Below are 25,032 nucleotides of genomic sequence, written 5' to 3' on the forward strand. Positions count from 1 at the left end.
GCGACCATGTCGTCCGTTCGCGAGCGTCGCCATCTCATTCCCTACCGCAGCGCACGGCTGCCGTCGATCTTCACCGATGTCCTGGTGATCGGATCGGGCGTTGCAGGCCTGCGCGCGGCCATTGAAGTGGCGCGGCAGCGCGAGGTCATCGTGCTGGCGAAGGAGTCGCTCGAGCTCTCGAACACGGCGTGGGCGCAGGGGGGCATCGCGGCGGTGCTCGACTCGGATGATTCGCTGGAGAGTCACGAGGGTGACACGCTTGAAGCGGGGGCGGGGCTCTGCGAGCCGGGGCCGGTGCGCATCCTCGTGACCGAGGGGCCGGCGGAGGTCGAGCGACTCCTCGAATGGGGCATGCAGCTCGATCGCACCGCGTCGGGAGCGCTCGAGCTCGGGCTTGAGGGCGGGCATCGCCGCAAGCGGATCGTGCACAGTGATGGCGATGCGACCGGGCACGAGCTCGCCCGCACGCTGCTTGCTGTGGCGCGAAGGACCCCGCAGCTTCGCATCTTCGAGCGCTGCTTTGCCGTCGACCTCGTGGTCGATGAAGCGCGTGGCGTCACGGGCGCGCTGACCTGGCACCCGAAGCATGGGCTTCAGCTCATCCGCGCGGGGGCGACACTGCTCGCCTCCGGCGGGGCGGGTCAGGTCTATCGCGAGACGACCAATCCGAGAGTGGCGACGGGCGATGGACTTGCCATGGCGTGGCGCGCCGGCGCCGAGCTTGCTGACCTCGAGTTCATGCAGTTTCATCCGACGACGCTCTATGTCGCGGGCGCCCACCGGGCATTGATCACCGAGGCGGTGCGCGGCGAGGGTGCGCGCTTGGTCGATCGAGAGGGCGTGCGGTTCATGGAGGGGCGTCACCCGATGGCGGAGCTTGCGCCGCGCGACATAGTCTCGCGTGCGATCGTCGAACACCTCTCCGCTCGCCACGACTCGCATGTCTTCCTCGACGCGCGGCACATGGGCACCGACGGCTTCCGTCGCCGTTTTCCGGGGCTGGCGCGGATGCTCGAAGAGTTCTCACTCGATGGCGGCCGTGATCTCATTCCGGTGTCGCCCGCGGCGCACTATCTCATTGGTGGCGTGGTGACCGATGAGCACGGTCTCACCTCGCGGCTCGGTCTCTTCGCCGCAGGTGAGGTGGCCTGCACGGGTGTTCACGGCGCCAACCGCCTCGCGAGCAACAGCCTTCTCGAGGGTCTCGTCTTCGGACGCCGTGCCGCTGAGGCGATGCTCGGCCTCTCGACGGAGCGACCTGTTCCGCGCGACTTCGAGTGCGTGGTCCCTTCGACGGATCGCGCCGATCTCGACCTCGGCGACATTCGCCAGAGCTTGCGCAGCGCCATGTGGCGTCATGTCGGCGTGCGGCGCGATGGAGCGCATCTCCGCGATGTGAAGGACATGTTCCGCTTCTGGACCCGATATGGCCTGCGGGCGGTCTTCAACGATCCATCGGGGTGGGAGACGCAGAACCTGCTCATGATCGGTTCGGTGATGACCAGGGCGGCGCTCGCTCGCGAGGAGAGCCGCGGCACCCACGCTCGCCTCGATTTTCCCGAGGGCGAGCCCTCCGGAGCCGTCCATCGCCTCTGGTCGATCGACAGGGCGGAGCCGCTCTCGGCGCCGGTGGGCCGCTTGACGGCTGCGGTATCCTCTCCCCGGTGATTCGCGCCGCGTGCAGCCTGCTTCTTCTTTCGACCGCGGTTCTGCCGCTGTCGGGCTGCGTGCGGACGGAGTACATCCATCGGCCTTCCTTCTATGCCGAAGCATCGGGGCGACCTCTTGATGAGACCTGGGTGAAGCCTGATGGCACTCGAGTCGTCGTCAGCAGCCGTCGCCGCGACGACGATGGCGCACCGAAGATCCTTCAGGTGATGAAGATCGAGATTCTCGATGAGACCGATGAGCAGCGCAAGGAGCGGGAGAAGCGCGAAAAGGAGGAGGGGATCAAGGAACTTCTCCCGCGTGAGGAACTCCCCGACGGCACGCTGATCCTCCGGGCATGGACTCCCGATCAGGTGCTCGGGCACATCATGACCTGCCTGCGCAACGAGGAGTACGACGCGCTCTATGTCCACATGCTCGAGCCGGGCGTGCGGGCGCAGTGGGAGGCCTCAGGCGGCGGCGTGCAGGCATGGCGCGACTTCTGCCGCACCCATCGGCGCGACATCATGGCGATGGTGAATCGCATGAGCTTCTCTCTGCTGGGAGGCGATGTCGTGCTTGAGCGCTACGGCACGAACCAGTTGCGCACCCGCTTCTCGCCGAGACTCGAGCGCCAGTTCCGCTTCCGCGCCATCGAGATGGCCTACACCGCCGACGGCATGAAGCTCACCGGCATCCGCGAATAGCGCGGCATCGCTCCGGCGGCAGCGGCCGCCGCCTCGACGGGGTGGTCGATGACCCTGCGACGGACCCTCAGCCGGCGTTGGCGGGCTGGGGCGGCGGAGGCTGGCTCGGAGCGTGCTCGGCCCTGAAGGTGAGGTGCTCCTTCCCTTCTTCCCGCGTGACCCAGATCTTGTCGCCGGGGTTGAACTCGCCTGAGAGGAGGTTCTCCGAAAGCGGATCCTCCACGAACTGGGCGAGGGCCCGGCGCAGCGGTCGAGCGCCGAAGTCGGGGTTGTAGCCCTTCTCGATCAGGAAGTCCTTGGCGGGCTGGTCGAGTTCCATCTGCATGTTCTTCGCCTGAAGGCGATCGCGCACCTTGGCCAGCTCGAACTCGATGATGTGGTTGAGATCATCCTTGACGAGCGGACGGAAGACGATCGTGTCGTCAAGGCGATTGATGAACTCCGGTCGGAAGTGCTTCTCGACCTCGCCCATCAGGGCCTTGCGCATCTTCTCGTAGTCCTGCACTTCGCTTCGCTTGGTGAAGCCGAACGCACTGCCGCCCTTGATGACATCGGCGCCGATATTCGAGGTCATGATCAGGATGGTGTTCCTGAAATCGACATGGCGTCCGAAGCTGTCGGTGAGACGACCTTCCTCCATCACCTGGAGAAGCATGTTGAAGACATCGGGGTGAGCCTTCTCGACCTCGTCGAGGAGCACGACCGCGTACGGACGGCGGCGGATGCGCTCGGTGAGCTGACCGCCCTCCTCGTACCCGACATAGCCGGGTGGGGCGCCGATCAGCCGGGAGACATTGTGCTTCTCCATGTACTCGCTCATGTCGAGCGTCATGAGAGCGTCCTGGTCTCCGAACATGAACTCGGCGAGGGCCTTCGCGAGAAGCGTCTTTCCGACACCGGTCGGGCCGAGGAACATGAACGATCCCATCGGTCGCTTCGGATCCTTGAGGCCGGAGCGCGCCTTGCGAATGGCGCGGGAGACGGCGCGGACGGCCTCCTCCTGCCCGACGACGCGCTTGTGCAGCTCCTGCTCGAGCTGGAGCAGCCGCTGGGACTCCTCCTTCTCGAGGCGTGTCAGCGGCACGCCGGTCATCTTGCTCACGACTTCGGCAATGACGACCTCGTCGACGACGCCGTCAACCTCGTTCATGCGCTCGCGCCACGCCTGCTGCACGCGCTCCTTCTCCTTGCGGAGCTTCTCCGCCTGGTCGCGGAGCTCCGCGGCCTTCTCGTAGTCGGCGCTCTTGACCGCCTCGTCCTTCTCAATCGAGAGGCGCTCGATGCGCTCCTCGAGATCGGCGAGGTCGGGCGGCTTCGTCATGCTCTTCAGGCGAAGCCGGGCGCCAGCCTCGTCGATGACATCGATCGACTTGTCCGGCTGCACGCGGCCGGGGATGTAGCGTCCCGAGAGCTCGACCGCCGAGCGGAGCGCCTCGTCGGTATAGCGCACGCGGTGATGCGTGGCGTACTTGTCGCGGAGCCCCTTCAGGATCTCGACCGTCTGATCGGGCGAAGGCGGATCGACGGGAATCGGCTGGAAGCGGCGCTCGAGCGCGGCATCCTTCTCGATGTACTTGCGGTACTCATCGAAGGTGGTCGCACCAATGCACTGGATCTCGCCGCGGGCGAGCGAAGGCTTCAGGACATTGCTCGCGTCGATCGCACCCTCGGCGCCGCCAGCGCCAACCAGCGTGTGCAGCTCGTCGATGAAGAGGATGACATTCTTCGCGCGGCGCACTTCGCTCATGACCGCCTTGATGCGCTCCTCGAACTGGCCGCGATACTTGGTTCCGGCGACCATCATGGCGAGGTCGAGCACCACCAGGCGCTTGTCATGGAGAAGGTCGGGGACCTCCTGCGAGACGATGGACTGCGCCAAGCCTTCGACGATGGCCGTCTTGCCGACGCCCGCTTCGCCGAGGAGAACGGGGTTGTTCTTGGTCCGGCGGCAGAGCACCTGAATGAGACGCTCGATTTCACGCTGACGGCCGATGACTGGGTCAAGCTCGCCGCTCTTGGCGAGTTCGGTGAGATCGCGCCCGAAGCTGTCGAGCGCCGGGGTCTTGCTCTTGCCGCGGCGGGTGGCGGTGCCGGGGGCGGCCTCCGGGGGACCGGGCTGCTCCGCCGCCTCGGGCTGCGGTGAGCCGCCTTCCTGCTCGCTCTCGGCGCCGGCGCCAAGGAGATTCAGCACCTCGTCGCGGACTTCCTCGAGCTTGAGTCCGAGGTTCATGAGCACCTGCGCGGCCACGCCATCCTGCTCGCGCAGAAGGCCGAGCAGAAGGTGCTCGGTACCCACATAGTTGTGGTTCAGGTTCCGGGCCTCCTCGATCGCGTACTCGATGACCTTCTTCGCCCGCGGCGTCTGGGGCAGCTTGCCCATGGTCACCATTTCGGGGCCGCTCTTGACGAGCTTCTCCACCTCGAGGCGAACCTTGCGCAGATCGATGTCCAGGTTCTTCAGGACATTCGCTCCGACGCCGGAGCCTTCCTTGACGAGACCGAGCAGGATGTGCTCAGTCCCGATGTATTCGTGGTTGAAGCGCTGGGCCTCCTGGTTGGCCAGGGCCATGACCTTGCGGGCGCGATCGGTGAGCCTTTCAAACATGCGACCTCCTGACTGCTGGATCGAACGGGATCCTCTTCCTCTACGCCGTTGCCGACGGGACGGACCATGGAATCGTAGGTTCCCGTGGTCCGATCGTCAGGCGATCACCGCAATCCGGAGGCCTGTTCGCCGCCGTCGTGCCGCGCCGCATCGACAGCATCGACCGGCCATGAGGGCCTCTTCAGGGGTTCCTCCCATCGAATGGCGCATCTTCTGCGTAGTCTTTCGTGTCATGGCTGGAGATTCGACTGCCAAAACGGCGCACTCGGCACGACCGGTGTCGACGGTTGTGGTCGTGCTGATGGCCCTCGCCCTGCTGCTGGTTGCGGCGGCCGAGGAGAAGGTGCTCCCCCGACCGATCGAAATCAGAACCCGGACCGTCTCGGGGACGATCGTCCGAGGAATGCTGGAGCGATGGGATGAGCAGGGCATCACCGGCAGCTTCGGCACGCGGCGCTGGAGCGAGCTGCCCGCGGCGGAGATCAACAGAATCCGACGCATGGTCATGGATGAGCGGAGCGCGGCGGAGTGGATTGCGCTCGGAGAGCTGCTCCTCGAGGCGGCCGATGGCGAGAAGCTGAGCGACGCGGCGTTCGTGCGGGCGCGGCGCCTTGATCGTGACGCCGGGCCGGCCATTGATGCCGCCCGCGAGCGCGGCACGGAGCGCCGCCGCGTGGCGGCCGAGCAGCGGCTTCGCAGCATCCTGCCCGAGGGAGGGGAGTTCGACGCGAAGCCCTGGCCGATCTTGAGCGCCTCGGAGCAGTCGGCCGCCACCGAGGAAATGAAGAAGGACGCCGAGCGCATCATGCGCGACGCCGGCGCCTCGATGCCGCTCGTCGAGACGAAGTACTTCCTCCTCTATTCGGAACTTCAGCCCCGGCAGACTGCATTCTGGGCGTCGCAGCTCGACGGCATGTACGAGATGTGCATGCGGCTTCTGCATGTGGAGCTTGGAATCAACCTCTTCTGGGGCAAGGCGGTCGTCTTCATCTTCCCCACGCGCGAGCGCTTCCGCGTGGTCGAGGCGAGCGCCTTCGGCACGATGGTTCCCGATGGCGTGCTGGGTCTCTGTCATATGAAGGGACCGAAGGTCTTCATCAACAGCTTCCTTGGGAATGACGAGCTGATGTTCGCTTCGGTGCTGCTGCATGAGACCACGCACGGCATCATGCATCGCTACCTGACGCCGATGCGATTGCCGACATGGGCCAACGAGGGCTTTGCCGATCGAATCGCACACATGGCGATGTCTCGCGCCAATCTCCGTAACCCCATGGATGCCCTGCGACGAGAGCAGGGGGTGCGCTATCTGCGGCAGCGCGGCGATGTGGCGCGCATTGTCCGCATGCGCTATGACGACGGCTCATGGCCCGGTGAAGAGGCGATCGGTTATGCGGTGGGCTATGTCATGACGAACTTCATGCTCGACACCGTGCCGAAACTCGCTCCGGCCCGGGGGAAGGATCGCTTCAAGGACTGGGTCGTCGCGGTCAAGAGCGGCAAGCCCTGGGAGCAGGCGCTGCGTGAGGATTTCGGCTTCCCGATCGAGACCTTGGCCGACGAGCTTGTGAAGTGGCACCGCACGAATGACTGATGGCCGGTGAGAGGCGGCGCGATCGGGTGGTCCGTTGGATCGGCCCTGCCACGCGCCGATGCGCCTAGGCAACGCGGCCGGTCCTTCCCGAAGTGAGGCCGGCCGAGGTCGCGGCGTGGAGGCGGGAACTTGAGGCCGCGCTGCGAACTACTCGCTCCGGGAGGCACCGTCGTCGCCCGCCGCATTGAGCATGGCGAGGAAGCGAGTGAAGCTGCCCGAGGCAACGGCACGGTCGATCGTCTCCTTGCGGGCGAAGGTCCGCGCGATGTCGGCGAGCAGCTCGAGCTGCGATTGCTGCCCCGTGGTCGGCGTAAGCACCATGACGAGCAGTCGCGAAAGCTGGCCGTCGCGCGCATCAAAGGGCACGCCCGATGGCGCGAGCGCCACCACCACGATCGGCTTCTCCAGACTCGCCAGGCGACCGTGCGGAACCGCCAGACCATTGGGAAGCGAGGTTGGCATCGACTGCTCGCGCTCCCAGACGGCCTGGTGAATCTCATTAGCCGGAACTCCGGCGAGGGGTGCGGCGGCGACGGCCATGCGCCGGATCGCGACTTCATTCGACTCAGCGGTGATGTACGGGAGGAATGAGCGCGCCGAGAGATGATCGCGCATTCGCACCGGCCGCGGCCGTTTGAGCACGGCCTGCATGACCGGTCCGGCAATGATGCTCGTGACCAGCGCCATGATCACGAGCGCCACGAAGAGACGCTCGCCGATGACGCCGGCCTGGAGTGCCAGCATGGCCAGCACAATCTCCATGGCGCCGCGCGCATTGAGCGCGAAGCCGATGGCCCACGCCTGCCGCTTGGGGAAACCGGCCAGAAGCGCCCCCATGGCGCTGCCGATCGACTCCCCCGCACAGGCGATCACCAGGATGAGGATCACCAGCATCAGGTCGAAGTTCGCCACAAAGTCGACCCGCAGGCCGATCGACGCGAAGAAGAGCGGGGCGAAGACGCTGGCGATGAACTGTTCGACCGTGGCCCGCGTGCGCTGCTGGAGGTGCTTCGAGTCTCCAATGGCAATGCCCACCATGAAGGCGCCGAAGATCGCGTGCACGCCGATCCACTCAGTGATCGCGGCGCCCGCAAGACCGAGCGTGATGGCCGCACTGAGCACGCCGCCCGGCCACTGGGTGTGGGCCTGGACCCATGGCAGCATCCGATCGATGATCCAGCGCCCGACGGTCAGCGTGAAGACGACGAAACCGATGGTGAGCCCGATCGTGAGCCCCACCCCGCTCCCGAGTGATGTGAAGGCGCTCTCGACTGGCGCTGCGGCGCCGATCATGGCCAGCACCAGCGCAAAACCCATCCACCCGATGAGATCGTGAATGACTGCGGAGGCCATCACCACCATGCCGAGATCGCTGCGGAAGAGGTTGAGATCCATCAGGATCTTGGCGGCGACGGGCATGGCGGCGATCGACAGCGCGATGCCGAGAAAGATCGAGAAGATCAGCGGGTCGGCGCCGGGCTCGATGCCGACCGCGCGCGGCGTGAGCTGGCCCAGCGTGAAGCCGATGGTGAAGGGAAGCGAGATGCCGCACGCCGCGATGACGATCGCTGACTTGCGAAGGCGCAGAATGGAGGAGAAGTCGATCTCCATGCCCGCGACGAGCATGAAGAGGGTCACGCAGAGCGTGGTGATGCCCTGAAGCGCGATGGCCCCATCTCCGCTCGATGGGAAGAGCCACATCTGCCCCTGAGGAAAGACCGCACCAAGGACGGTGGGCCCCAACAGGATGCCCGCCATGATCTCCCCCAGGACCGCAGGTTGTCTGAAACGACGGGCGATTTCCCCCATGACACGGGCCACCCCGAGCAGCACCGCCATGGAGAAGAAGAGGACCGTGATCTGATGATGATCGAGCACGGGTGTTCAACCTCAGTCGTGCGCCACCCGCCCATCGACCAGTCGCACCACTCGATCGGCGCGCTCGGCCACCTTGGGATCATGGGTCACCATCACCATCGTGAGGCCAGCGCGGTGTCGCGCCGCGAGCAGATCAAGGATCTCCCGCCCAGTGTGCGCATCGAGATTGCCCGTCGGCTCGTCGGCGAGAAGCAGGGGCGGCTCGTTCATCAGCGATCGAGCAATGGCGACGCGCTGGCACTCGCCACCGGAGAGCTCGCGCGGTCGGTGCTTCAACCGATGACCAAGACCCATGGACTCGAGCAGGTCGCTCGCGCGGCGACGGGCACCCCGCGCCGCGACCGGCCAGGCAAGGGGGCCTCGCCCCACCCGCGCGGGAAGAAGCGTGTTCTCCAACACCGACAGCTCCGGCAGCAGGTGGTAGAACTGAAAGACGAAGCCGACCTCGCGGCGCCGATACCGGTCGCGCGCACGCCCCGAGAACCGGGCGAGATCGCCGTCTCGGACACGGATCGACCCCGAATCTGGATCGGGCTGATCGAGCGCGCCCAGCAGGTGCAGAAGCGTGCTCTTGCCGCTGCCGGAGCTGCCGAGGACCGCCACCCACTCGCCCTCGCGCACTCGAATCGACGCGCCCTTCAGCACGGGCACCGCCACTCGACCGAGGCGATAGGTGCGCCGAAGGTCGGTGGCGTCGAGCATCACACCAGCGGGAAGCGGCTTGCCAGCGCCGGATGATCGTGCGGCGGTCGATCCACCTCGGTCCGGCGCAACTGGGTTACTCATAGCGCAGCGCCCTCACGGGATCGATGTCAGCGGCTCGTGCCGCAGGCACGCTCGCGCCGAGCACGCTGAAGACGACGGCGCCCACCACCGTGATGCCGGCCGTCACCCAGTCGACCTGGCTCGGAATGCGCGAGAAGTAGTACACGCGCGGATCCCACATCACCCAGCCCTTGTGATAGTGCAGCGCCAGAGCCAGAGCGGTCAGCGCCAGCGCGCCCACCGTCCAGAGCAGGACCCACAGGATGGTGTCCCGGGATAGGGACCAGATGGCTGCGGCGACGCAGGTGGCCGCCGCGAGCGCCACCAGGACCACGAGCCACCATGGCGCGGGCTCGCCGATCGCCGCATGCACTCGATTGATGTTCGTCACGAAGAGGTACGCGAGGCCGACCCCGGCCGCACTTCCGACGACCCCGATCGCCACGCCATACTGGAGAAAGATGGCCAGGATGCCGCTGCGGCCGGCGCCGACCGCACGCAGAATGCCGATGTCGCGCGTCTTCTCCGCCACGATGGCCCAGAAGATGCTCAGGACCAGTCCCGCGCAGACGAGATAGATGATCGAAAAGAGGATGCGCATCATTTCGCGCTCCTTTTCGACCGGTCCGATGATGTCAGCGAGCTGCTGCTCCCAGGTGTTGATGGTGATCTCGCTCCGGGCAGGCAGGTGACGCTCAAGCGGTGGGCGGTCGCGCTGCGACTCCCACACCGAGATGTACGCCCGTTCCACCGCATCGCGAAGGCGCTTTGAGTCGGTGCCGCTCTCTCCCCGCACGAAGATGTGCGTGGCGCGCGCTGGCGCCGTGCCGATGAGCGGCAGGCTTCCATCCTCGGCAGGAGGCGCCGTGCGGTCATAGATCGGCTGCTCGTTCATTCGAAGAAGCCGCTGTCCCTCGACGAGCGGGATCATGACGCGCTGCTTGTCGACCTGGAAGACGCCGCTCGCGAACTCATTCACCACCGGCATCACGAGATCGCGCATCTCGCCGACTCGACCGCGCCCCGAGATCGGAGCCACCGTCAGCGTGACCTCGTGGTTCGGCATCCACCAGCCGCCAATGAAGCGATAGGAGCCATCGGACTCGCGCGTGTTGCCGATGCTGACATGGATACCCAGGATCGCACCCGGGCGACCGTTGACACCCTCCATGCGCCGGGTGCGATCGAGAATGTCCGGCGGGAGAATGCGGCGCGGATCGTCCGGCAGCATCGCATCAACCTCGGCGGCGGTGGCGGGGGGCTTCCAGTAGATGGTCCTGTCAAAGCCCGTCACCTGCCCGAAGCTCTCCGGGTCGATGGCCCACACCTGCACTGGATTGACGCTCTTCTCCTCGTGCGCCGGATAGGGCATCCGGAGCACGCCATAGGTCTCAACGATCGGCGCGGCGGCGGCGGCCTCAGGTTGCTCGAGGATTGCGGCGATCAGGCTCTCGTAGTCGGGAATCCCCTGGAGCGGCCGGGAGATGATGACATCGCCCCAGAGCGAGCGGCCGCTGGTGCGGACCATCTCGAGGAACCCCGACATCACGCTGACCACGGTGATGACGAGCGCCACGCAGAGGGCGACCGCAGCGACCGCAATGAATGGGATCACGCGCGAGGTGAGATATCGCCTGACCAGAAGGAGGGGATACACGCGGACGGCATGGTATCCACGCGGCGGCTGCGGCTCCGGGCGCATACGATGCACGCATGGAACTCCTCTCGCGTCGAGCGTTGCCGCCGTTTCGCTTCGCTCTTGGCGCCGCGCTGCTGCTGCTCGCGGCTGGAAGTGCGATGGCCCAGGATCCGGCTCCCGGCCGTGGCTCCCCGGGCGTGGGCCCCGGAGGCGCGTCGACACCGCGCACCCCCGACAGCTTCTTCCTTCGCTCGAGTGCGTTCGGAGATGGCGCGCGTATTCCCGATGTGCACACGGTCGTCGGTGACGATCGGTCGCCCCCCTTGGAGTGGGGAAATGCCCCGGCAGGCACGCAGTCTTTCGCGATCATCTGCGAGGACATCGATATTCGCGGTCGTCCCTTCGTCCACTGGGTGATCTACGCGATTCCCGCGGAGACGACCTCGCTGCCGGAAGGGTTGCCGCGCGACCGCGAACTCGATGAACCAGCCGGTGCGAGGCAGGGCACCAACGGCTTTTCGAAGGACCGTGATGGCTATCGAGGTCCCGCGACTCCACCGGGGAATCAGCCGCATCGCTATCGATTCACCATCTATGCGCTCAAGGGCGTTCCCGAGACACGGGGTGGACTGACGGCCGATGCGCTGCGCCAGCGCATGAAGGACATGATCCTCGCCGAGGCTTCATTCGTCGGGACCTTCTCTCGCGCGAGGCGACCGGGTGAGACGCCTCCGGGCGTGCAGGAGCCCGAGCGGCCGCGCGGATCGGCGCCAGGTGGAGATCAGGGAACGGCACCGGGCGGGCGCCCGGACCGGGACACGCCCTGACGCTCTCCGGGCTCGTACGGCCCACACTTCACTCGGGAGCCGGAACGCCGATTGGTAGGACCTCGACCCGGCCGGTCCACTCGCGGGCTCCGGGGAGTGAGAAGCCGACCTTGGGCGCGACCATGGTGGCGGTCAGCGTCGCTCGAACCGCAGCGCCGAGAGGGACGCCGCGATCGGCGTCAAGTCCCGACGGGACATCGACGGCGAGAATGGGAAGACCGGCCGCATTCATCGCTTCGATCGCGCGCTGATCAGTGGCGCTCAGCGCTCGATCAAGACCGGTGCCGTAGAGCGCATCGACAATCACCGTGCCTTCGAGTGGAGGATCGCCCGGCGCGCCGAAGCCGATGATGGGAATGCCAAGCCTCGCGGCGATCTTCGCCTGCATCTCGGCATCGCTGCCGGCGCGCGGCGGTGCCACCTGGCGCACTCGCGGCGCTGCCCCTTGCACGAGAGCGAGGCGTGCGATCGCGAAGCCATCACCGCCGTTGTTGCCGGGGCCACAGACGATCTCGAGCCGGGCGCCGCGCCATTCAGGAGCGACGAGTTCGCGCAGCAGAGCCACGCAACCGATGGCGGCGTTCTCCATGAGCACCATGCCGGGAACCCCGAGTGTCTCGATCGCATGTTGGTCGAACGCTCTCGCCTGGGCACGGGTGAGCAGTCGCATGGCCACACGGTACCGACCCGCCTCACCGCATGGCGCTCGAGTGCTACGCTTGCCGCCGATGGAGACTCTTCGCATCGCCCTGCTTGTCGGCGCCGGGGTTTGCGCCGCGGGTGGTGTCTACTGGGCGGTGGCGATCTTCCGCATTGCGCGCGAGCTCATCCGGCTGGCACGGGTGGAAGAGGGACTGGCGCTCGGTGAGCCCGAAGGCGGCTGGCCGACGGTCAGCGTGGTCGTGCCCGCCCACAACGAGGAGCAACTCGCCCCGGCCTGTGCGAAGGCCCTTCTCGCCTCGGACTATCCCTCGATCGAGGTGATCTTCGTGCTCGATCGCTGCACCGACTCGACCCTTGAGCGGCTGCGCCCGTTGGCGCAGGCGGACTCCCGGCTGGTGATCATCGAGAATCACTCCTGTCCACCGGAGTGGGCGGGGAAGTGCAATGCCGCGCGAGTCGGCGCCGAGTCGGCTCGTGGCGAGGCGCTCCTCTTCACTGATGCCGACACGGCCTTCGACCCGCGCCTCGTTCGGGCCTCGGTGGCGCTCCTGAGGCATCGAGGGCTCTCCCTTCTGTCACTGCTTCCTACGCTCACCTCGGAGCGCTTCTTCGAGCGCGTCTCGCAGCCCGTCGCCGCGTTGACCCTGCTGCGGATGTATCCGGTCTCCAGCGCCAATCGACCGACGAACCCGCGTGTCTTTGCCAATGGGCAGTTCATGCTCTTCGAGCGCTCGACCTATGAGCGCCTCGGAGGCCACGCCGCCGTGCGCGACGATCTGCTCGAGGACATCGCCTTCGCCCGCGCCGTGCGGGATCGCGCAGGCGGTCGCTGCGGACTCTTCGTTGCTGGACCGCTGCTGGTGGTGCGCATGTACGAATCGCTCACCTCGTTTGTGGAAGGCTGGAAGCGCATCTTCATCGAGGCGTGCCTTCGCTCACCCACGAGACTTCGGCGGAAGGCGATCGAAGTGTTCCTTCTCGGCGTCGCGCAGCCATTCGTCGAGGTGCTGGTTGTCATCATGGCGCTCGTGGCCCTGATGGTGACAGAAGGAAGCAGCGGGACGGGGGCAGCGCTTCCCGAAGCGGGTCACGCCGACTCGTCGATCGCCGGAGTCGCGGTGGCTTCACTCCTCATCGCCTTTGCGGCCAATCTGCTGCGCACGGCGGCGCTCGCGACCTGCTATCGCCACTCCTCGGCGCCGCTCGTCGGCGTACCCTTCTATCCCCTCGGTTCCTGGCATGTGCTGCGCTCGCTCTGGGGCGGCGCCCGCGACCTTCTGCGGCGGCGCCCGGTGCGGTGGGGCGGCCGCGAGTATGTCCTTGAGCCACGGTAGAGCTACCTGAACTATGCGCATTCTCCTGACCAACGACGACGGCATCTTCGCGCCTGGCATCGAGGCGTTACATGACTCCATTCGAGACCTCGGCGAAGTGACGGTGGTCGCTCCGGCCACGGTGCAGAGCGCGGAGAGTCACGGCATTACCTTCCATCGCCCGCTCATGACGCGGCGCATGAAGCTCCCGCGCATCGAGGGGATCGCCGTCGAGGGCACTCCCGCCGACTGTGTGAAGCTGACGCTCAAGAGCCTCTGGCCCTCGTGGCATGGAGCGGGCTCTCGTCCTGATCTCGTGATCAGCGGCATGAACTTCGGGGCGAACGCGGGCATCAATGTCATCTATTCGGGCACGGTCGCGGCGGCCATCGAGGCGGCCTTCCTCGGCGTGCCGGCGATCGCGGTCAGCCTCTACATCGGCCGTCGCCTTGAGACGCACCTGCCGCGAGCGGCGGAGATCGCGCGCACCGCCATCGATCGCGTGCTTCTGCACCCTCTTGATGCTCATCGCGTCGTGAACATCAATGTCCCCATCACCGAGCGAGCCGATGCGCCGATGCCGCCGATGCGCGTCGTGTCGATGAACACCGCGCCGGCTGCCGACGGCTATGAGCGCCGCACCAGCCCCGAGGGTCACGACTACTACTGGCCCACGGGCAATGGCATGGAGTTCATTCACACCGCCGAAGAGAGCGATGTCGAAGCCCTCGCGCAGCGGGCCGTGACGATCACTCCGCTGCACTTCGACCTGACCGACCACTCGCGCCTCGAGTCGTGGCGCGGGAGGCTCGCCGATGCCGCCGCCGCGAGGTGAGCCGGCGCGGTCACGGCTTCACCGCGGGGAGTGTCACCTTCGGCAGCGCGGCAACGATCGAGTCACGACGACTCTCAAGCCATGCTGGAAGCATGAGGTCATGGCCGAGCTGATCGACGGGCTCGTCGATGGCGAAGCCGGGCAGGTCCGTGGCGAACTCGAAGATGACACCGCCCGGCTCCCTGAAGTAGAGGGAGCGGAAGTAGTGTCGATCGACGATTCGGGTGGACTTCACTCCATGTTCCGAGAGGGCGGCATGCCAGCGCACCTGATCCGCTTCATCCGCCATCCGGAAGGCAATGTGGTGCACGCTGCCGGCACCGAGCTTCGATGGCGGAGCATCGGGAGTCGAGAGGAGGTCGATGGCTCGGGCCGGTGTGGTCGGCCCGCTGGTGGCGGTGAGTCGGAGGCGTGATCCCTCTGATTCGCGTTCGACGAAACCCATCGTGTCGCGCAGCAGGGCTGCTGTGGCGTCAACGGCGGCCACGGCCAGCGTGACTGAGTGAAAGCCTCGAATCGCATGCAGGGGAGGCAGTGCACTGCCGTCATCCTGCGGCAGGTCCGAGTGCGAAACAGACGCCACCAGTTCGAGCCGCATTCCGTCGGGGTCCTCGAAGGCGATGAACGGATCAGCAAATCGCTCGCCCGTTTCGATCAAGTCAACTCCGAGCCTCGACAGGCGCTCGCTCCACCAGCCGATCGAGTCAGGCGCAATGGCGAACGCCGTCGCTTGAGTCTCACCCGAGCCACGCTGACCGCGCTTGACATGACGCCATGGAAAGAAGGTGAGCACTGTTCCGGGAGATCCGGTCGAGTCGGCAAAGTAGAAGTGAGCGGCGCTCGGGTCGTCGAAGTTCACCGTCCGCTTGATGAGGCGCAGCCCGAGCACGCCGACATGGAAGTCGAGATTGGCCTGCGCATCGGAGGCGATGGCGGTGACATGATGAAGCCCGAGGATGGGAGCGGGTCGATCTGACATCTCACGAATTCATGCTCAGGAGCGGCAGACCAACCACGGCGGCACCGTCCGAGTCGTTCGATCGCTGGGAGCTTGAATCACGCGCCCGGTCATGAGCCAGCGCGGTTCGCCGCGAACGCCTTTCGCTTGGCGAAACCGCCTTGTCTCGTCCGCGTTGCAAGGCGCCGTTCGCATTGAGCTAGCGCACCAGCATGCGCATCGAGAGCTTCAGGCGCTCGTCGGCACCGAGCGTCGAGAGCTGCTCGCCGCGTGCGCGCCAGCGGTAGAGGGAGTCCACGAGTCGATCGTCGAGCTGCGGCAGGCCCGAACTTTCGATCATGGTGACCTTCCGCACCACTCCCTGGCGATCGAACTGAAGTTCGAAGATGGGATTGCGGCCGGGCGAAACCTGAACGGCGAGATACTCGGGAAGGAGCGCCGGCCGGCGCGTCAGGATCTGGAGACCGCGCGCGGCAAGCGGCCGTCCATTGCGCCACCGTTCGGCAGGGACATCGATCGTCGAAGTTGCATCAGCCTCACGATCACTGAGTTCACCATCCGCGGGCGGGCCGGGCGTGGCAGCGGGCCGTGTCGGAGCGTCTGAAGCGTCGGGAGCTGGCGGCATCGGCGGAGCGCCCTCTGGTCTCGGTGGAGGCGACGGCGGCGCGTTCGGCGCGGGCTCGTGATGCTCGGGAGCGGTCTCAAGATCCTCAGGAACCGGCGGAACCTGCGGCGAGGGCTCGGAGGCGGGCGGTGTCGGCTCCGGCCGCACTGGAGCGACGATGGCGGGCGTTGCCGGGACCGGTTGCGGTGCGGGCGGTTCCGGGGCCACTGGTGGCTCTTGCGTCGGTTCGGCTTCCGGCGAGGGTGGAACTTCGCTTGGCAGAGGCGTCGGTTCGCTGCGGTCATCGACCGGCCGCACGATGTTGTCGGGCGTGGGTGACGCCTGCGCGGGTGGCGCCGGAGCGGGCGCGGTGGGCGATGGCGGTTCGCTTTCGCGCGGTGCCGAAGGTGGTGGTGTCTCGCTCGGCGGCTTCTCCGGCACGGGCGGCGAAGGCAGTGGCGCCGTCACCGGCTCACGGGTTTGCGCCGTGGCGTCGACGGCTCGATCCGGCGAGGGCGCCGCATTCGGTGAGCGATCGGGCTCAAGCGGTGGAGCCGCAGGACGACTTCGGGCGAGTTGTCCGCGCTCATGTGCACGCTCGCTCTCGGTGATGGGACTTGGCGGCGCGTCGTTCGGCGCCGGAGGCGTGAGCGGCGACGCTTGGCTCAGGGCGCCGGGTGGCGCCGGGGGGGGCGGTGCGCCGCCCGACTCCTCCATGCGCATCGCCGCCTGCTCAACCTCGGAGAGTCGCGCGAGATGCTCCTGGTACTGGTCGTACCCGATCCATGTGGTCAGCGGCTCGTCGGAGCCCTGGTCGATGCCGAGCCTGAGGCGCTGCATCTCGATCGGGCGCTTCGGCGGTTCACTCGGATCCTCGGATTCCTCTTCAGGTGTGTCCTCGTCACGCTCCGGTTCCTCGCGATCCGCCGCCGTGAGGTCGAGGTCCGCGAGCATGGCGCCCTCCCCGTCGAGCGCCCGAGCGAGCGCCGGAATGAGCACCGCTGCATGAATGAGCAGCGACGCGGCGATGCAGACCGAGAGGGGAATTGAGTCGCGAGATGCCACGACGGTTCTCATCGTAGGCGGAGGGACTCGTGAAGGGCAGATCAGCGGGGGCGCGGCCTTCCAACCAGCGAGATCGGCACGCCCGAGGCGTGGACGCGGCTCAGGACATCCTGAAGCAGCGGCGCCCGGTCGACCTCGGTGGCGCCCTCGGCGATCGCGAGATAGAAGACCGTTCGAGGTTCGCGATCGCGCTCGCGCTGGAGGCGCGGTGCGATCTCCTCCAACTCGATCGCCTCGCGATTGAAGTAGAGATTGCCGTCGAGATCGATGCTCACCGTCACGGCCGGTGCGGGTGTCGCCTCCCGGCTCGCCACGAGCGTGCGGAGTTCCATGGGCAGGATGTCGACCTGCACGACCAGCACCAGCGAGTAGATGAAGAAGGTCATCAGGAAGACCATGATGTCGATGAGCGGCGTGAGCTCGATTCGAGGCTCCCATCGCGATCGTCGAAGGCGTCTCATGGCACCCTTGGTGTGTCGCGCGGTCGGCGCGGAGCCTCGACCGAGATCAGAGGCTCATCTGCATCGACGCCAGCGCCGCCGTCACATCCTCGTTGAAGTCGAAGACCTTGTCGAGACCGGTCACGAGCAGGACGCTCCAGACCGTGTCCCGCACGCCGCAGAGGCGCAGCCGCTTGCCCAGGGAGAGCACCTTCTTGCGAAGGCGCAGCAGTTGGGCGAGATTGGACGAGTTGAGCGTGATGACATTGCGAAGGTCGAGCACGACATGCCGCGCTTCGCCATGCTCGAGGCGCGAGGCGAGGTTGCCCATCTCCTCGGAGAAGATGGGCTCTTCGGCGAGTTCGACCAGCAGGATCTCGTCGGACCACTCAGTCAGCGGCATGGCGGAAGCATAACGGAGTCTCGTGCCGCGTTGCGCCCGGGTGACATGCCGACGCGAGGGCCTCGACCTCGAATCGCGTCACGCGACGCGAGGCGTTGCTCCCAGTGCCGATGCGTGACTCGACACATCGGGGCATGCGCCATTTCGAGGCGATTACTCCCGTTGCTTGGCGTCGCACTCGACTTCAAGACTCGGGCCTCGGTCCGGCGCTCTCTCACTCGAAGCGAGTGCTCCCGGTGCTACGCGTCGCTCTCGACTTGAGGACTCGAGCCTCGACGCGCCGCTCTCCACTTCGAAGCGTGTGCTCCAAACGCTATGCGTCGCTCTCGGCGACGACCTTCGCGGCGGCGATGAGCGCATCATCGTCGCGCAGCTTGATGACGCGAACGCCCTGCGTGTTCCGGCCGATCTGGCTGATCTCGCCGGCGCTCACTCGAACGATCATGCCGCCGCGGCTGATGAACATGAGATCATCGCTCGGGCGCACGCTGTGAATCGCGACGACGCGCCCGTTGCGCTCGGTGGTCTTGATGTCGATGCGACCCTTGCCGCCGCGACTCTGGGCACGCGTCGAGCCATCTTCGCTGTGCACCAGGTACTCAAGAAGCGGCGTGCGCTTGCCGTAGCCGTGCTGGGTCACGGTAAGCAGATCGCTCGCATCGTCGCAGCGCACGGCGCCGACGACCTCGTCGCCCTCCTCAAGCTCGACGCCCTTCACGCCCGCGGCCGCACGGCCCATCACACGGGCATCATTCTCGTCGAAGCGGATGGCCATGCCGCTCGCGGTCGCCAGAAGCACATGATCGCGGCCGCTCGTAAGCAGGACCTCGACCAGGCGATCGCCGTCGTTGAGGTTCACCGCGATGATGCCCGATCGGTTGACATTCCGGTAGTCGCCGAGCGCCGTGCGCTTCACACGCCCCTGCGCCGTCACGAAGAAGAGGTAGTCCTCGCGTGACTCGAATCCGGCCACCGGAAGGAAGGTGCGGATCGACTCATCGTCGCGCATCTCGAGCACCTGGCGGATGTGGCGGCCCTTGCTGGTCCGGGACATCTCCGGAATCTGCCAGACCTTCGTGCGGAAGACGCGCCCGGTGGTGGTGAAGCAGAGGAGATCATCGTGGCTCGACCCGGTGAAGATCTGCTCGATGAAGTCGCCTTCCTTGGCATCGCTGCCGCGAATGCCAACGCCGCCGCGCCCCTGGGTGCGATAGGTGTCGACCGGCAAGCGCTTCACATAGCCCTCGTGGCTGATCGTGACGACGACATCGTGCTCCGTGATGAGCGCTTCGATGTCGAAGTCCTCGGCCTCGCCCTGCTCGATGCGAGTGCGACGGGCATCGCCGAACTTGTCCTTCAGCTCGATGGTGTCCTCGCGGATGATGTCCAGCACGAGCTTCTCATCCGCGAGAATCGCCTCGTAGCCCTCGATCTCCTCGAGGAGCTTCGTGAACTCGGCGGCAAGCTTCTCCACTTCAAGGCCGACGAGCTGGATCAGCCGCATGGCGCCGATCGCCTCGGCCTGCACTCGGGTCAGGCGGGCCCCCTCGGGCACAAGGTGCGTGCGCTCGATGACCTGCCGCGGAATGAGCGGCGCGTAGCGATGGTCGGCGGCGATCCGGAAGCCGCGGTCCATCAGCGCCGTGATCGCCTCTTCACGCTCGCGGCTCTGCCGGATGATGCGAATCACCTCGTCGATGTCGCAGACGGCGTAGATGAGACCTTCAAGGCGATGCGCCTGCTGCTTCGCCTGGCGGAGCAGGTAGGCGGTGCGACGCCGGACGACCTGGCGCCGATGGTCGATGTAGCCCTGGAGCAGCGCCTTCAAGCCGAGCGTGCGCGGCTGGCTGTTGACCAGCGCAATGTTCGCCACGCTGAAGTTGCTCTGGAGGGGCGTGTACTCGTAGAGCTGCTTCTCGACGACCTCGGGATCGGCGCCCTTGCGCAGCACCACGACGATGCGCGTCTGGGCATCACGCCCGGAGTGGTTCTTCACATCGGCGACATCACTGATGCGCCCCTCGCGGCTCGACTCGACGATCTTCTCGATGAGCGAACTCTGGTTGACCTGGTAGGGGATCTCGTCGATGACGATGGCGTCGCGCGTGCCATCCTTCGTGTGGTGCACCTTGCCGCGCAGCGTGATCCTGCCCCGGCCCGTGGCGTACGCCTCGATGATGCCGCGGCGGCCGATGATGCTGCCTCCGGTGGGGAAATCGGGCCCGGGCACCAGCTTCATGAGTTCTTCGAGTCCGATCTCCGGCTGATCGATGACGGCCACGATCGCATCGCAGATCTCCGAGAGATTGTGCGGCGGCATCGCGCTCGCCATTCCGACGGCGATGCCCGTCGAACCGTTGACCAGCAGATTGGGGAAGCGCCCCGGCAGCACGGTCGGCTCTTCCAGGCGCTCGTCGTAGTTGGGCCTGAAGTCGACGGTCTCCTTGTCGAGATCCTCGAGCATGGCCACCGAGGCAGCGGTCATGCGCGCTTCCGTGTATCGCATGGCCGCGGGCGGATCGCCCTCGATCGAACCGAAGTTGCCCTGCTTGTCGACGAGCAGGTAGCGCGTCTTCCACGCCTGGCCGAGGTTCACGAGCGTCGGGTAGATGACGCTCTCGCCGTGCGGGTGGTAGTTGCCGCTCGTGTCGCCGCAGATCTTGGCGCACTTGATGTGCTTGCGACCGGGCGTCAGGTTGAGATCGTGCATGGCCACCAGCACGCGGCGCTGGCTCGGCTTGAGCCCATCACGGACATCGGGCAGGGCCCGATCCATGATCGTGCTCATCGCATAGGTCAGGTAGCTGTCGTGCAGCTCCTGGTCGATCTCCTGCTCGAGCACCCGATCGATGGGTGCCGTTGACTCCTGGTCCGGGGCGTCTGCCATGAATCGATGATTCTACGCGACGCTGCGGCCTTCCGAATGCGATCGGACCCCTCTGGAGAGGCCCAAAATCGAGGGTCTTCGCAGGCCTCGGCCGAGGGCCGCGGGGATCGGACTTCGCTCCATCGTGAAGGGCCCTTCAGGCGCTCAGGGGGAGGTGCAGTACGAAGTCGCTGCCGACACCCGGATCGGTGAAGAGCGTGACCCGACCACCATGCTCTTCCATGATGCGGCGCGTGGTGGCGAGGCCGAGCCCCGTGCCGCCGGGCCGTGAACTCGAGTATGGAAGAAAGAGCGTCGCGCGCTGCTCTTCGGGAATGCCCGGGCCCGTGTCGATCACATGCACCCGCGCCTCCGGCGCCGGACCCAGGCGATCGCGCTCGACTCGAATGAGCAGTTCGCGCCGCTCCGAGTGCGCCATCGCCTGCACCGCGTTGATCATCAGGTTGAGGAGCGCCTGCTTGAAGAGCCCCGCGTCGACCATGACCTGCACCGGGTCGTCGGGCGTCGCGAGTCGGAGGACGACTCCCGACTGCACCGCTTGAGGACGGAAGAAATCGACCAGCTCATCGACCACTTCGCGAAGATCGCGCGCCTGTCGGTCGAGTTGGATGCGACCCGCGTATCGGAGGAAATCCTCGAGGATCTGCCTCAGCCGCGCCGCCTCGCGCGCGAGGGCATCAACACGGCGCCCGATGCGGCTCCGCGACTCTTCCGGCAGATCGAGGTCGAGCACATCCTCGCGGAGGAGCTGGGCATTCAGGACCAGCGTGGAGAGGGGATTCTTGATCTCGTGGGCCAGTCCGCCGGTCATCGAGCGCAGTTCCGAGATGCGCTCCGCACCTCGGCGTCGCTCATCCAGGCGGACCTTGAGCCGATGGCGCCGCCAGCGCCAATAGGCGAAACTCGCGGTGACCGCCGCACCGACGCAGATCCAGAGCCCTGCCCAAAGGACCGCCTCGCTCCGCACCTGCGCGAGGGCCTGCATCTCAGGAAGAGTGATGGCGGCCTCCTTCGGGAAACCGCTCGGGCGTCAGTGGCCGCTGCTCTGCGGCACTCGCGTCGTCGCCTTCGCGCGGGTCGCCGACCAACCTTTCGGGCCGACGGCCGCTGAGTAGACCACCTTCTCGCCATCCCGAAGGGTTCGGAATCCCTCCACCTGCTCGATCACCGAGAAGTGCACGAAGATGTCCTGCCCCTCCGGACCGACGATGAAGCCGTATCCCTTTCGCGGGTCGAACCACTTGACGGTGCCCTCAACCTGGTGCAACTCGGCGTTCGACATGGCAGTGCTCCAGCCCGCGATGATGAATCCGCACGGCCCAACACTGCTCTGGGACCGCTGAAGACGATGGTGGCATTGTGCGGGAGCAGAGGCGAGAACGCAAGCGCGGATCCCCGGAATGGAGCAACGCCCCGGCTCGGCAGTGACCGAGCGGGGCGTATGTTGCCCTGAGAAACGCCGTCATTCGTCGGCCGTCGAGATCAGCCGCCCTTGACCACCGCGTCCACCAAGAGCGCCTTGCGGGAGAGCTTGATGCGGCCATTCTCGTCGACATTGATGACCTTCACCTTGACCAGGTCGCCGACCTTGACCTCATCAGTCACGCTCTTCACATAGCCCTGCGAGAGCTCGCTGATGTGGCACATGCCGTCGGTGCCGGGGACGAGTTCGATGAACGCACCGAACTCCTTCACGGCGACGACCTTGCCCTCGAAGATGGAGCCCACCTTGATCTCGGCGCCGAGCGCCTCGACCTCGGCCTTCGCCTGAGCGCCCTTGGCGGCGTCGGGCGTGGCGATGAAGACGGTGCCATCCTCCTCGACATCGATCTGGGCGCCGGTGCGCTCCTGGAGGGCGCGGATTGTCTTGCCGCCCGGTCCGATGAGCTTGCCGATCTTCTCGGGATCGATCTTCACGATGATGATGCGCGGCGCGTAGCGGCTGATGTCCGGACGCGGCGCGGCGAGCACGCCTTCCATCTGCTCGATGAGCTGAAGGCGACCCTCGCGGGCCTGTTCGAAGATCTGCGCGATCTCGTTGATCGAGAGGCCGCGCGCCTTCAGGTCGAGCTGAATGCCCGTGATGCCCTGACGCGTGCCGGAGACCTTGAAGTCCATCTCGCCGAAGAAGTCCTCTTCACCGATGATGTCGGTCACATGGGTGACCTTGCCGCCGGCGCTCGTGAAGCGACCGACGCTGATGCCGGCGCAGGTGCCCTTGATGGGAACGCCGGCGTCCATGAGGGCCAGGCAGCCGCCGCAAACCGAGGCCATGCTGGAGGAGCCGTTGCTCTCGGTGATCTCGCTCGTGAGTCGGACGGTGTAGGGGAACTCCTCCGGTGAGGGAAGGATGCCCAGCAGCGATCGCTCGGCGAGCGCGCCATGTCCGATCTCGCGTCGGCCCGGTCCCGTGATGCGACCAGCCTCGCCGGTGCAGAAGGGGGGGAAGTAGTAGTGCAGGTAGAACTTCTTCGCGTACTCGGGCATGAGCCCGTCGACGATCTGCTCATCCTTGATGGTGCCGAGCGTGCAGGTGACGACGCTCTGGGTTTCGCCTCGCTGGAAGAGTGCGGACCCGTGCGTGCGGGGCAGCAGGCTGACTTCCATGTCGAGCGACCGGATCTGGCGCAGCCCGCGTCCATCGGCGCGAATGCCGTGCTCGGCGACGAGCTCGTGAGTGATCTTCTTCTCAAGGAGGCGCAGCGCTTCCTTCGCATCGCGCTGGCGCCGCTCGGCGGCCTGATGCTCCGTGAAGGTGAGACCCGCCGGCACGGCGAAGTGGGTGTCGATGATGAACTTCTTGAGCGCATCGACCGTGTCGTTGCGCTCCTTCTTGCCCTTGATCTGGCGGGCCTTCTTCATCTCCTCGTAGGCCTTCTCCTTGACCAGAGCCACGATCGAGGCCTCGGGAAGCGCCGGCGTTCCCATGTTCGGCCCGGGGGCGCCCGCGGCGCGGCGGAGCTCGTCGACCAGGTCGAGGATGGGCTTGATGCCCTGCTCATAGCCGAAGCGAATCGCTTCCACCATGTCCGCCTCGGAAATCTCCGCGGCGCCGACTTCGATCATGTTGATGCCGTCGCGATGGCCGGAGAGGACGAGATCGAGATCGCTGAACTCAATCTGCGCCTGCGTCGGGTTGATGATGAACTGGGGTCCGCTGTCGGTGACGATGCGACCGATGCGCACCGTCGCGCTCGGGCCCTGGAAGGGAGCATCCGTCAGCGCCAGGGCCGCGGCCGCACCGGTGCAGGCGACGACATCGGCGTCGGTCTGGCCGTCGTGGCTCAGCACAAGCGCCTGGAGCTGGATCTCGTCGATGAAGCCATCGGGGAAGAGCGGGCGGATCGGGCGGTCCATCATCCGCATGGTGAGGATCTCCTTCTCGCTCGGAGCGCCTTCACGCTTTCGGAAGCCGCCCGGGAACTTGCCGGCTGCGGGGGTTCGCTCGCGGTAGTCGCAGGTGAGCGGGAAGAAGTCGATTCCGGCGCGAGGCTGGGCGCGCACCGCGGTGCAGAGCACCACCGTGTCGCCGTAGCTGATGACCACGGCGCCCGAGGCGAGCTTCGCGATGCGGCCGGTTTCCATACGAAGGGTGCGTCCGCCGATCTGCTTTTCGACGATGGCGTGCTTGAGTGATGGCATGAGATCTGATTCCGATGGGGGTGAGTGACTTGATCACCGCGCCGAGATCGGAGGCAGAGGGCCGGATGCAGTGAACGCGCGGTCGCTCGTCGCGACGGAGGTGCTGCTGCACGGGGCCGACTGCCGCCTTGAAGCGGCGCGGTTCCTGAGGCCTACTTGCGCAGGCCGAGCTTCCTGATGAGGTTGGTGTAGGAGGAGCGGTCGGTCTCGGCGAGATACTTCAGAAGCCGATTGCGCCGTCCCACCATGAGCAGCAGACCGCGACGCGACGAGAAGTCCTTGGGGTGGGTGCGAAAGTGCTCCTGGAGTTCGCTGATGCGCTCCGTGAGAATCGCAACTTGCACCTCGGGGGATCCGCTGTCGGTGTCGTGCCGGCGAGTGCCGGTGATGACCTGCTGCTTGCGTGTGGCCGAAATGGTCATGGTCCTTGCGTGGGCCTCCGCGAGGCCCGTCCTTCCTTCTTCAATGTTGAGTCGAGAAGGATAGCGGGAAGGGGCGGGGGGCTGCAAGGGCTTGATCGGTGGGGGCTCTAGAGGCGCGGCGACGCCCCGCTATCCTGC

The 25,032-nt window shown here is 66.3% G+C and carries 20 protein-coding genes; 6 read left to right on the forward strand and 14 right to left on the reverse strand.

Features of this window, described 5'->3' with window-relative positions; translation table 11 throughout:
* The first annotated feature begins 6 nt into the window (after nt 1–6).
* Both nadB and KF724_06570 read left to right on the forward strand, forming a co-directional pair.
* A complete protein-coding gene (gene nadB, locus KF724_06565) occupies nt 7–1,668 on the forward strand; it encodes an L-aspartate oxidase (protein ID MBX3355343.1) in 1,662 nt (553 codons plus the stop codon).
* A complete protein-coding gene (locus KF724_06570; GenBank protein ID MBX3355344.1) occupies nt 1,665–2,354 on the forward strand; it encodes a hypothetical protein in 690 nt (229 codons plus the stop codon). Before nadB ends, KF724_06570 begins: the two co-directional genes overlap by 4 nt.
* 67 nt (nt 2,355–2,421) lie before the next feature.
* On the opposite strand, the gene KF724_06575 is transcribed toward KF724_06570, so the two are convergent.
* Nucleotides 2,422–4,959: an ATP-dependent Clp protease ATP-binding subunit gene (locus KF724_06575; protein MBX3355345.1), complete on the reverse strand. Its 2,538-nt coding sequence runs from the start codon at nt 4,957–4,959 to the stop codon at nt 2,422–2,424.
* Between the two features lie 277 nt (nt 4,960–5,236).
* Here KF724_06575 and KF724_06580 point away from each other — a divergent pair, with 277 nt between their 5' ends.
* Nucleotides 5,237–6,553, forward strand: coding sequence for a hypothetical protein (locus KF724_06580; GenBank protein MBX3355346.1), 1,317 nt, complete (start codon nt 5,237–5,239; stop codon nt 6,551–6,553).
* A 147-nt stretch (nt 6,554–6,700) separates the two neighbouring features.
* Here the strand turns inward: KF724_06580 and KF724_06585 are convergent, their stop codons facing one another.
* From KF724_06585 to KF724_06595, 3 genes are read right to left on the reverse strand one after another with little or no spacing between them, the layout of a single operon-like run.
* Nucleotides 6,701–8,431 (reverse strand): cation:proton antiporter, encoded by a 1,731-nt coding sequence (locus tag KF724_06585; GenBank protein ID MBX3355347.1) that lies wholly within the window; start codon nt 8,429–8,431, stop codon nt 6,701–6,703.
* Nucleotides 8,432–8,443: 12 nt separating this feature from the next.
* Nucleotides 8,444–9,217: an ABC transporter ATP-binding protein gene (locus tag KF724_06590; GenBank protein MBX3355348.1), complete on the reverse strand. Its 774-nt coding sequence runs from the start codon at nt 9,215–9,217 to the stop codon at nt 8,444–8,446.
* Nucleotides 9,210–10,853, reverse strand: a complete 1,644-nt coding sequence (locus KF724_06595; GenBank protein MBX3355349.1) for an ABC transporter permease — start codon at nt 10,851–10,853, stop codon at nt 9,210–9,212. Before KF724_06595 ends, KF724_06590 begins: the two co-directional genes overlap by 8 nt.
* A 56-nt stretch (nt 10,854–10,909) precedes the next feature.
* Here KF724_06595 and KF724_06600 point away from each other — a divergent pair, with 56 nt between their 5' ends.
* On the forward strand, nt 10,910–11,662 hold the full coding sequence (locus tag KF724_06600; protein MBX3355350.1) for a YbhB/YbcL family Raf kinase inhibitor-like protein: 753 nt from the start codon (nt 10,910–10,912) through the stop codon (nt 11,660–11,662).
* Between the two features lie 28 nt (nt 11,663–11,690).
* On the opposite strand, the gene KF724_06605 is transcribed toward KF724_06600, so the two are convergent.
* On the reverse strand, nt 11,691–12,332 hold the full coding sequence (locus KF724_06605; protein ID MBX3355351.1) for an NAD(P)H-hydrate epimerase: 642 nt from the start codon (nt 12,330–12,332) through the stop codon (nt 11,691–11,693).
* A 58-nt stretch (nt 12,333–12,390) separates the two neighbouring features.
* On the opposite strand from KF724_06605, the gene KF724_06610 reads away from it, so the two are divergent.
* The gene (locus KF724_06610; protein MBX3355352.1) at nt 12,391–13,659 is read left to right on the forward strand and encodes a glycosyltransferase; all 1,269 of its coding nucleotides are present in this window, start codon (nt 12,391–12,393) and stop codon (nt 13,657–13,659) included.
* 13 nt (nt 13,660–13,672) lie between these two features.
* Nucleotides 13,673–14,473, forward strand: a complete 801-nt coding sequence (gene surE, locus KF724_06615; protein ID MBX3355353.1) for a 5'/3'-nucleotidase SurE — start codon at nt 13,673–13,675, stop codon at nt 14,471–14,473.
* 10 nt (nt 14,474–14,483) lie between these two features.
* Here surE and KF724_06620 read toward each other — a convergent pair whose 3' ends face one another.
* From KF724_06620 to rpsO, 9 genes are all read right to left on the reverse strand, one after another.
* On the reverse strand, nt 14,484–15,452 hold the full coding sequence (locus tag KF724_06620; protein MBX3355354.1) for a VOC family protein: 969 nt from the start codon (nt 15,450–15,452) through the stop codon (nt 14,484–14,486).
* 178 nt (nt 15,453–15,630) lie between these two features.
* The gene (locus tag KF724_06625; protein ID MBX3355355.1) at nt 15,631–17,100 is read right to left on the reverse strand and encodes a hypothetical protein; all 1,470 of its coding nucleotides are present in this window, start codon (nt 17,098–17,100) and stop codon (nt 15,631–15,633) included.
* 41 nt (nt 17,101–17,141) lie between these two features.
* Complete coding sequence (locus tag KF724_06630; protein MBX3355356.1) at nt 17,142–17,561, reverse strand: biopolymer transporter ExbD; 420 nt, start codon at nt 17,559–17,561, stop codon at nt 17,142–17,144.
* Nucleotides 17,562–17,607: 46 nt separating this feature from the next.
* Nucleotides 17,608–17,943 carry an STAS domain-containing protein gene (locus KF724_06635; protein ID MBX3355357.1) on the reverse strand — a complete coding sequence of 112 codons (336 nt, stop codon included), beginning with the start codon at nt 17,941–17,943 and terminating at the stop codon, nt 17,608–17,610.
* Nucleotides 17,944–18,256: 313 nt separating this feature from the next.
* Nucleotides 18,257–20,830, reverse strand: a complete 2,574-nt coding sequence (gyrA, locus tag KF724_06640) for a DNA gyrase subunit A (protein ID MBX3355358.1) — start codon at nt 20,828–20,830, stop codon at nt 18,257–18,259.
* A gap of 136 nt (nt 20,831–20,966) precedes the next feature.
* Complete coding sequence (locus KF724_06645) at nt 20,967–21,815, reverse strand: hypothetical protein (protein MBX3355359.1); 849 nt, start codon at nt 21,813–21,815, stop codon at nt 20,967–20,969.
* A gap of 45 nt (nt 21,816–21,860) precedes the next feature.
* Nucleotides 21,861–22,112, reverse strand: coding sequence for a cold shock domain-containing protein (locus KF724_06650; GenBank protein ID MBX3355360.1), 252 nt, complete (start codon nt 22,110–22,112; stop codon nt 21,861–21,863).
* 200 nt (nt 22,113–22,312) lie between these two features.
* Nucleotides 22,313–24,472: a polyribonucleotide nucleotidyltransferase gene (gene pnp, locus KF724_06655; GenBank protein ID MBX3355361.1), complete on the reverse strand. Its 2,160-nt coding sequence runs from the start codon at nt 24,470–24,472 to the stop codon at nt 22,313–22,315.
* A gap of 152 nt (nt 24,473–24,624) precedes the next feature.
* Nucleotides 24,625–24,894, reverse strand: a complete 270-nt coding sequence (rpsO, locus tag KF724_06660; protein ID MBX3355362.1) for a 30S ribosomal protein S15 — start codon at nt 24,892–24,894, stop codon at nt 24,625–24,627.
* Nucleotides 24,895–25,032: the final 138 nt, after the last annotated feature.

Source organism: Phycisphaeraceae bacterium (genome assembly GCA_019636735.1).
Lineage (GTDB): Bacteria > Planctomycetota > Phycisphaerae > Phycisphaerales > SM1A02 > VGXK01.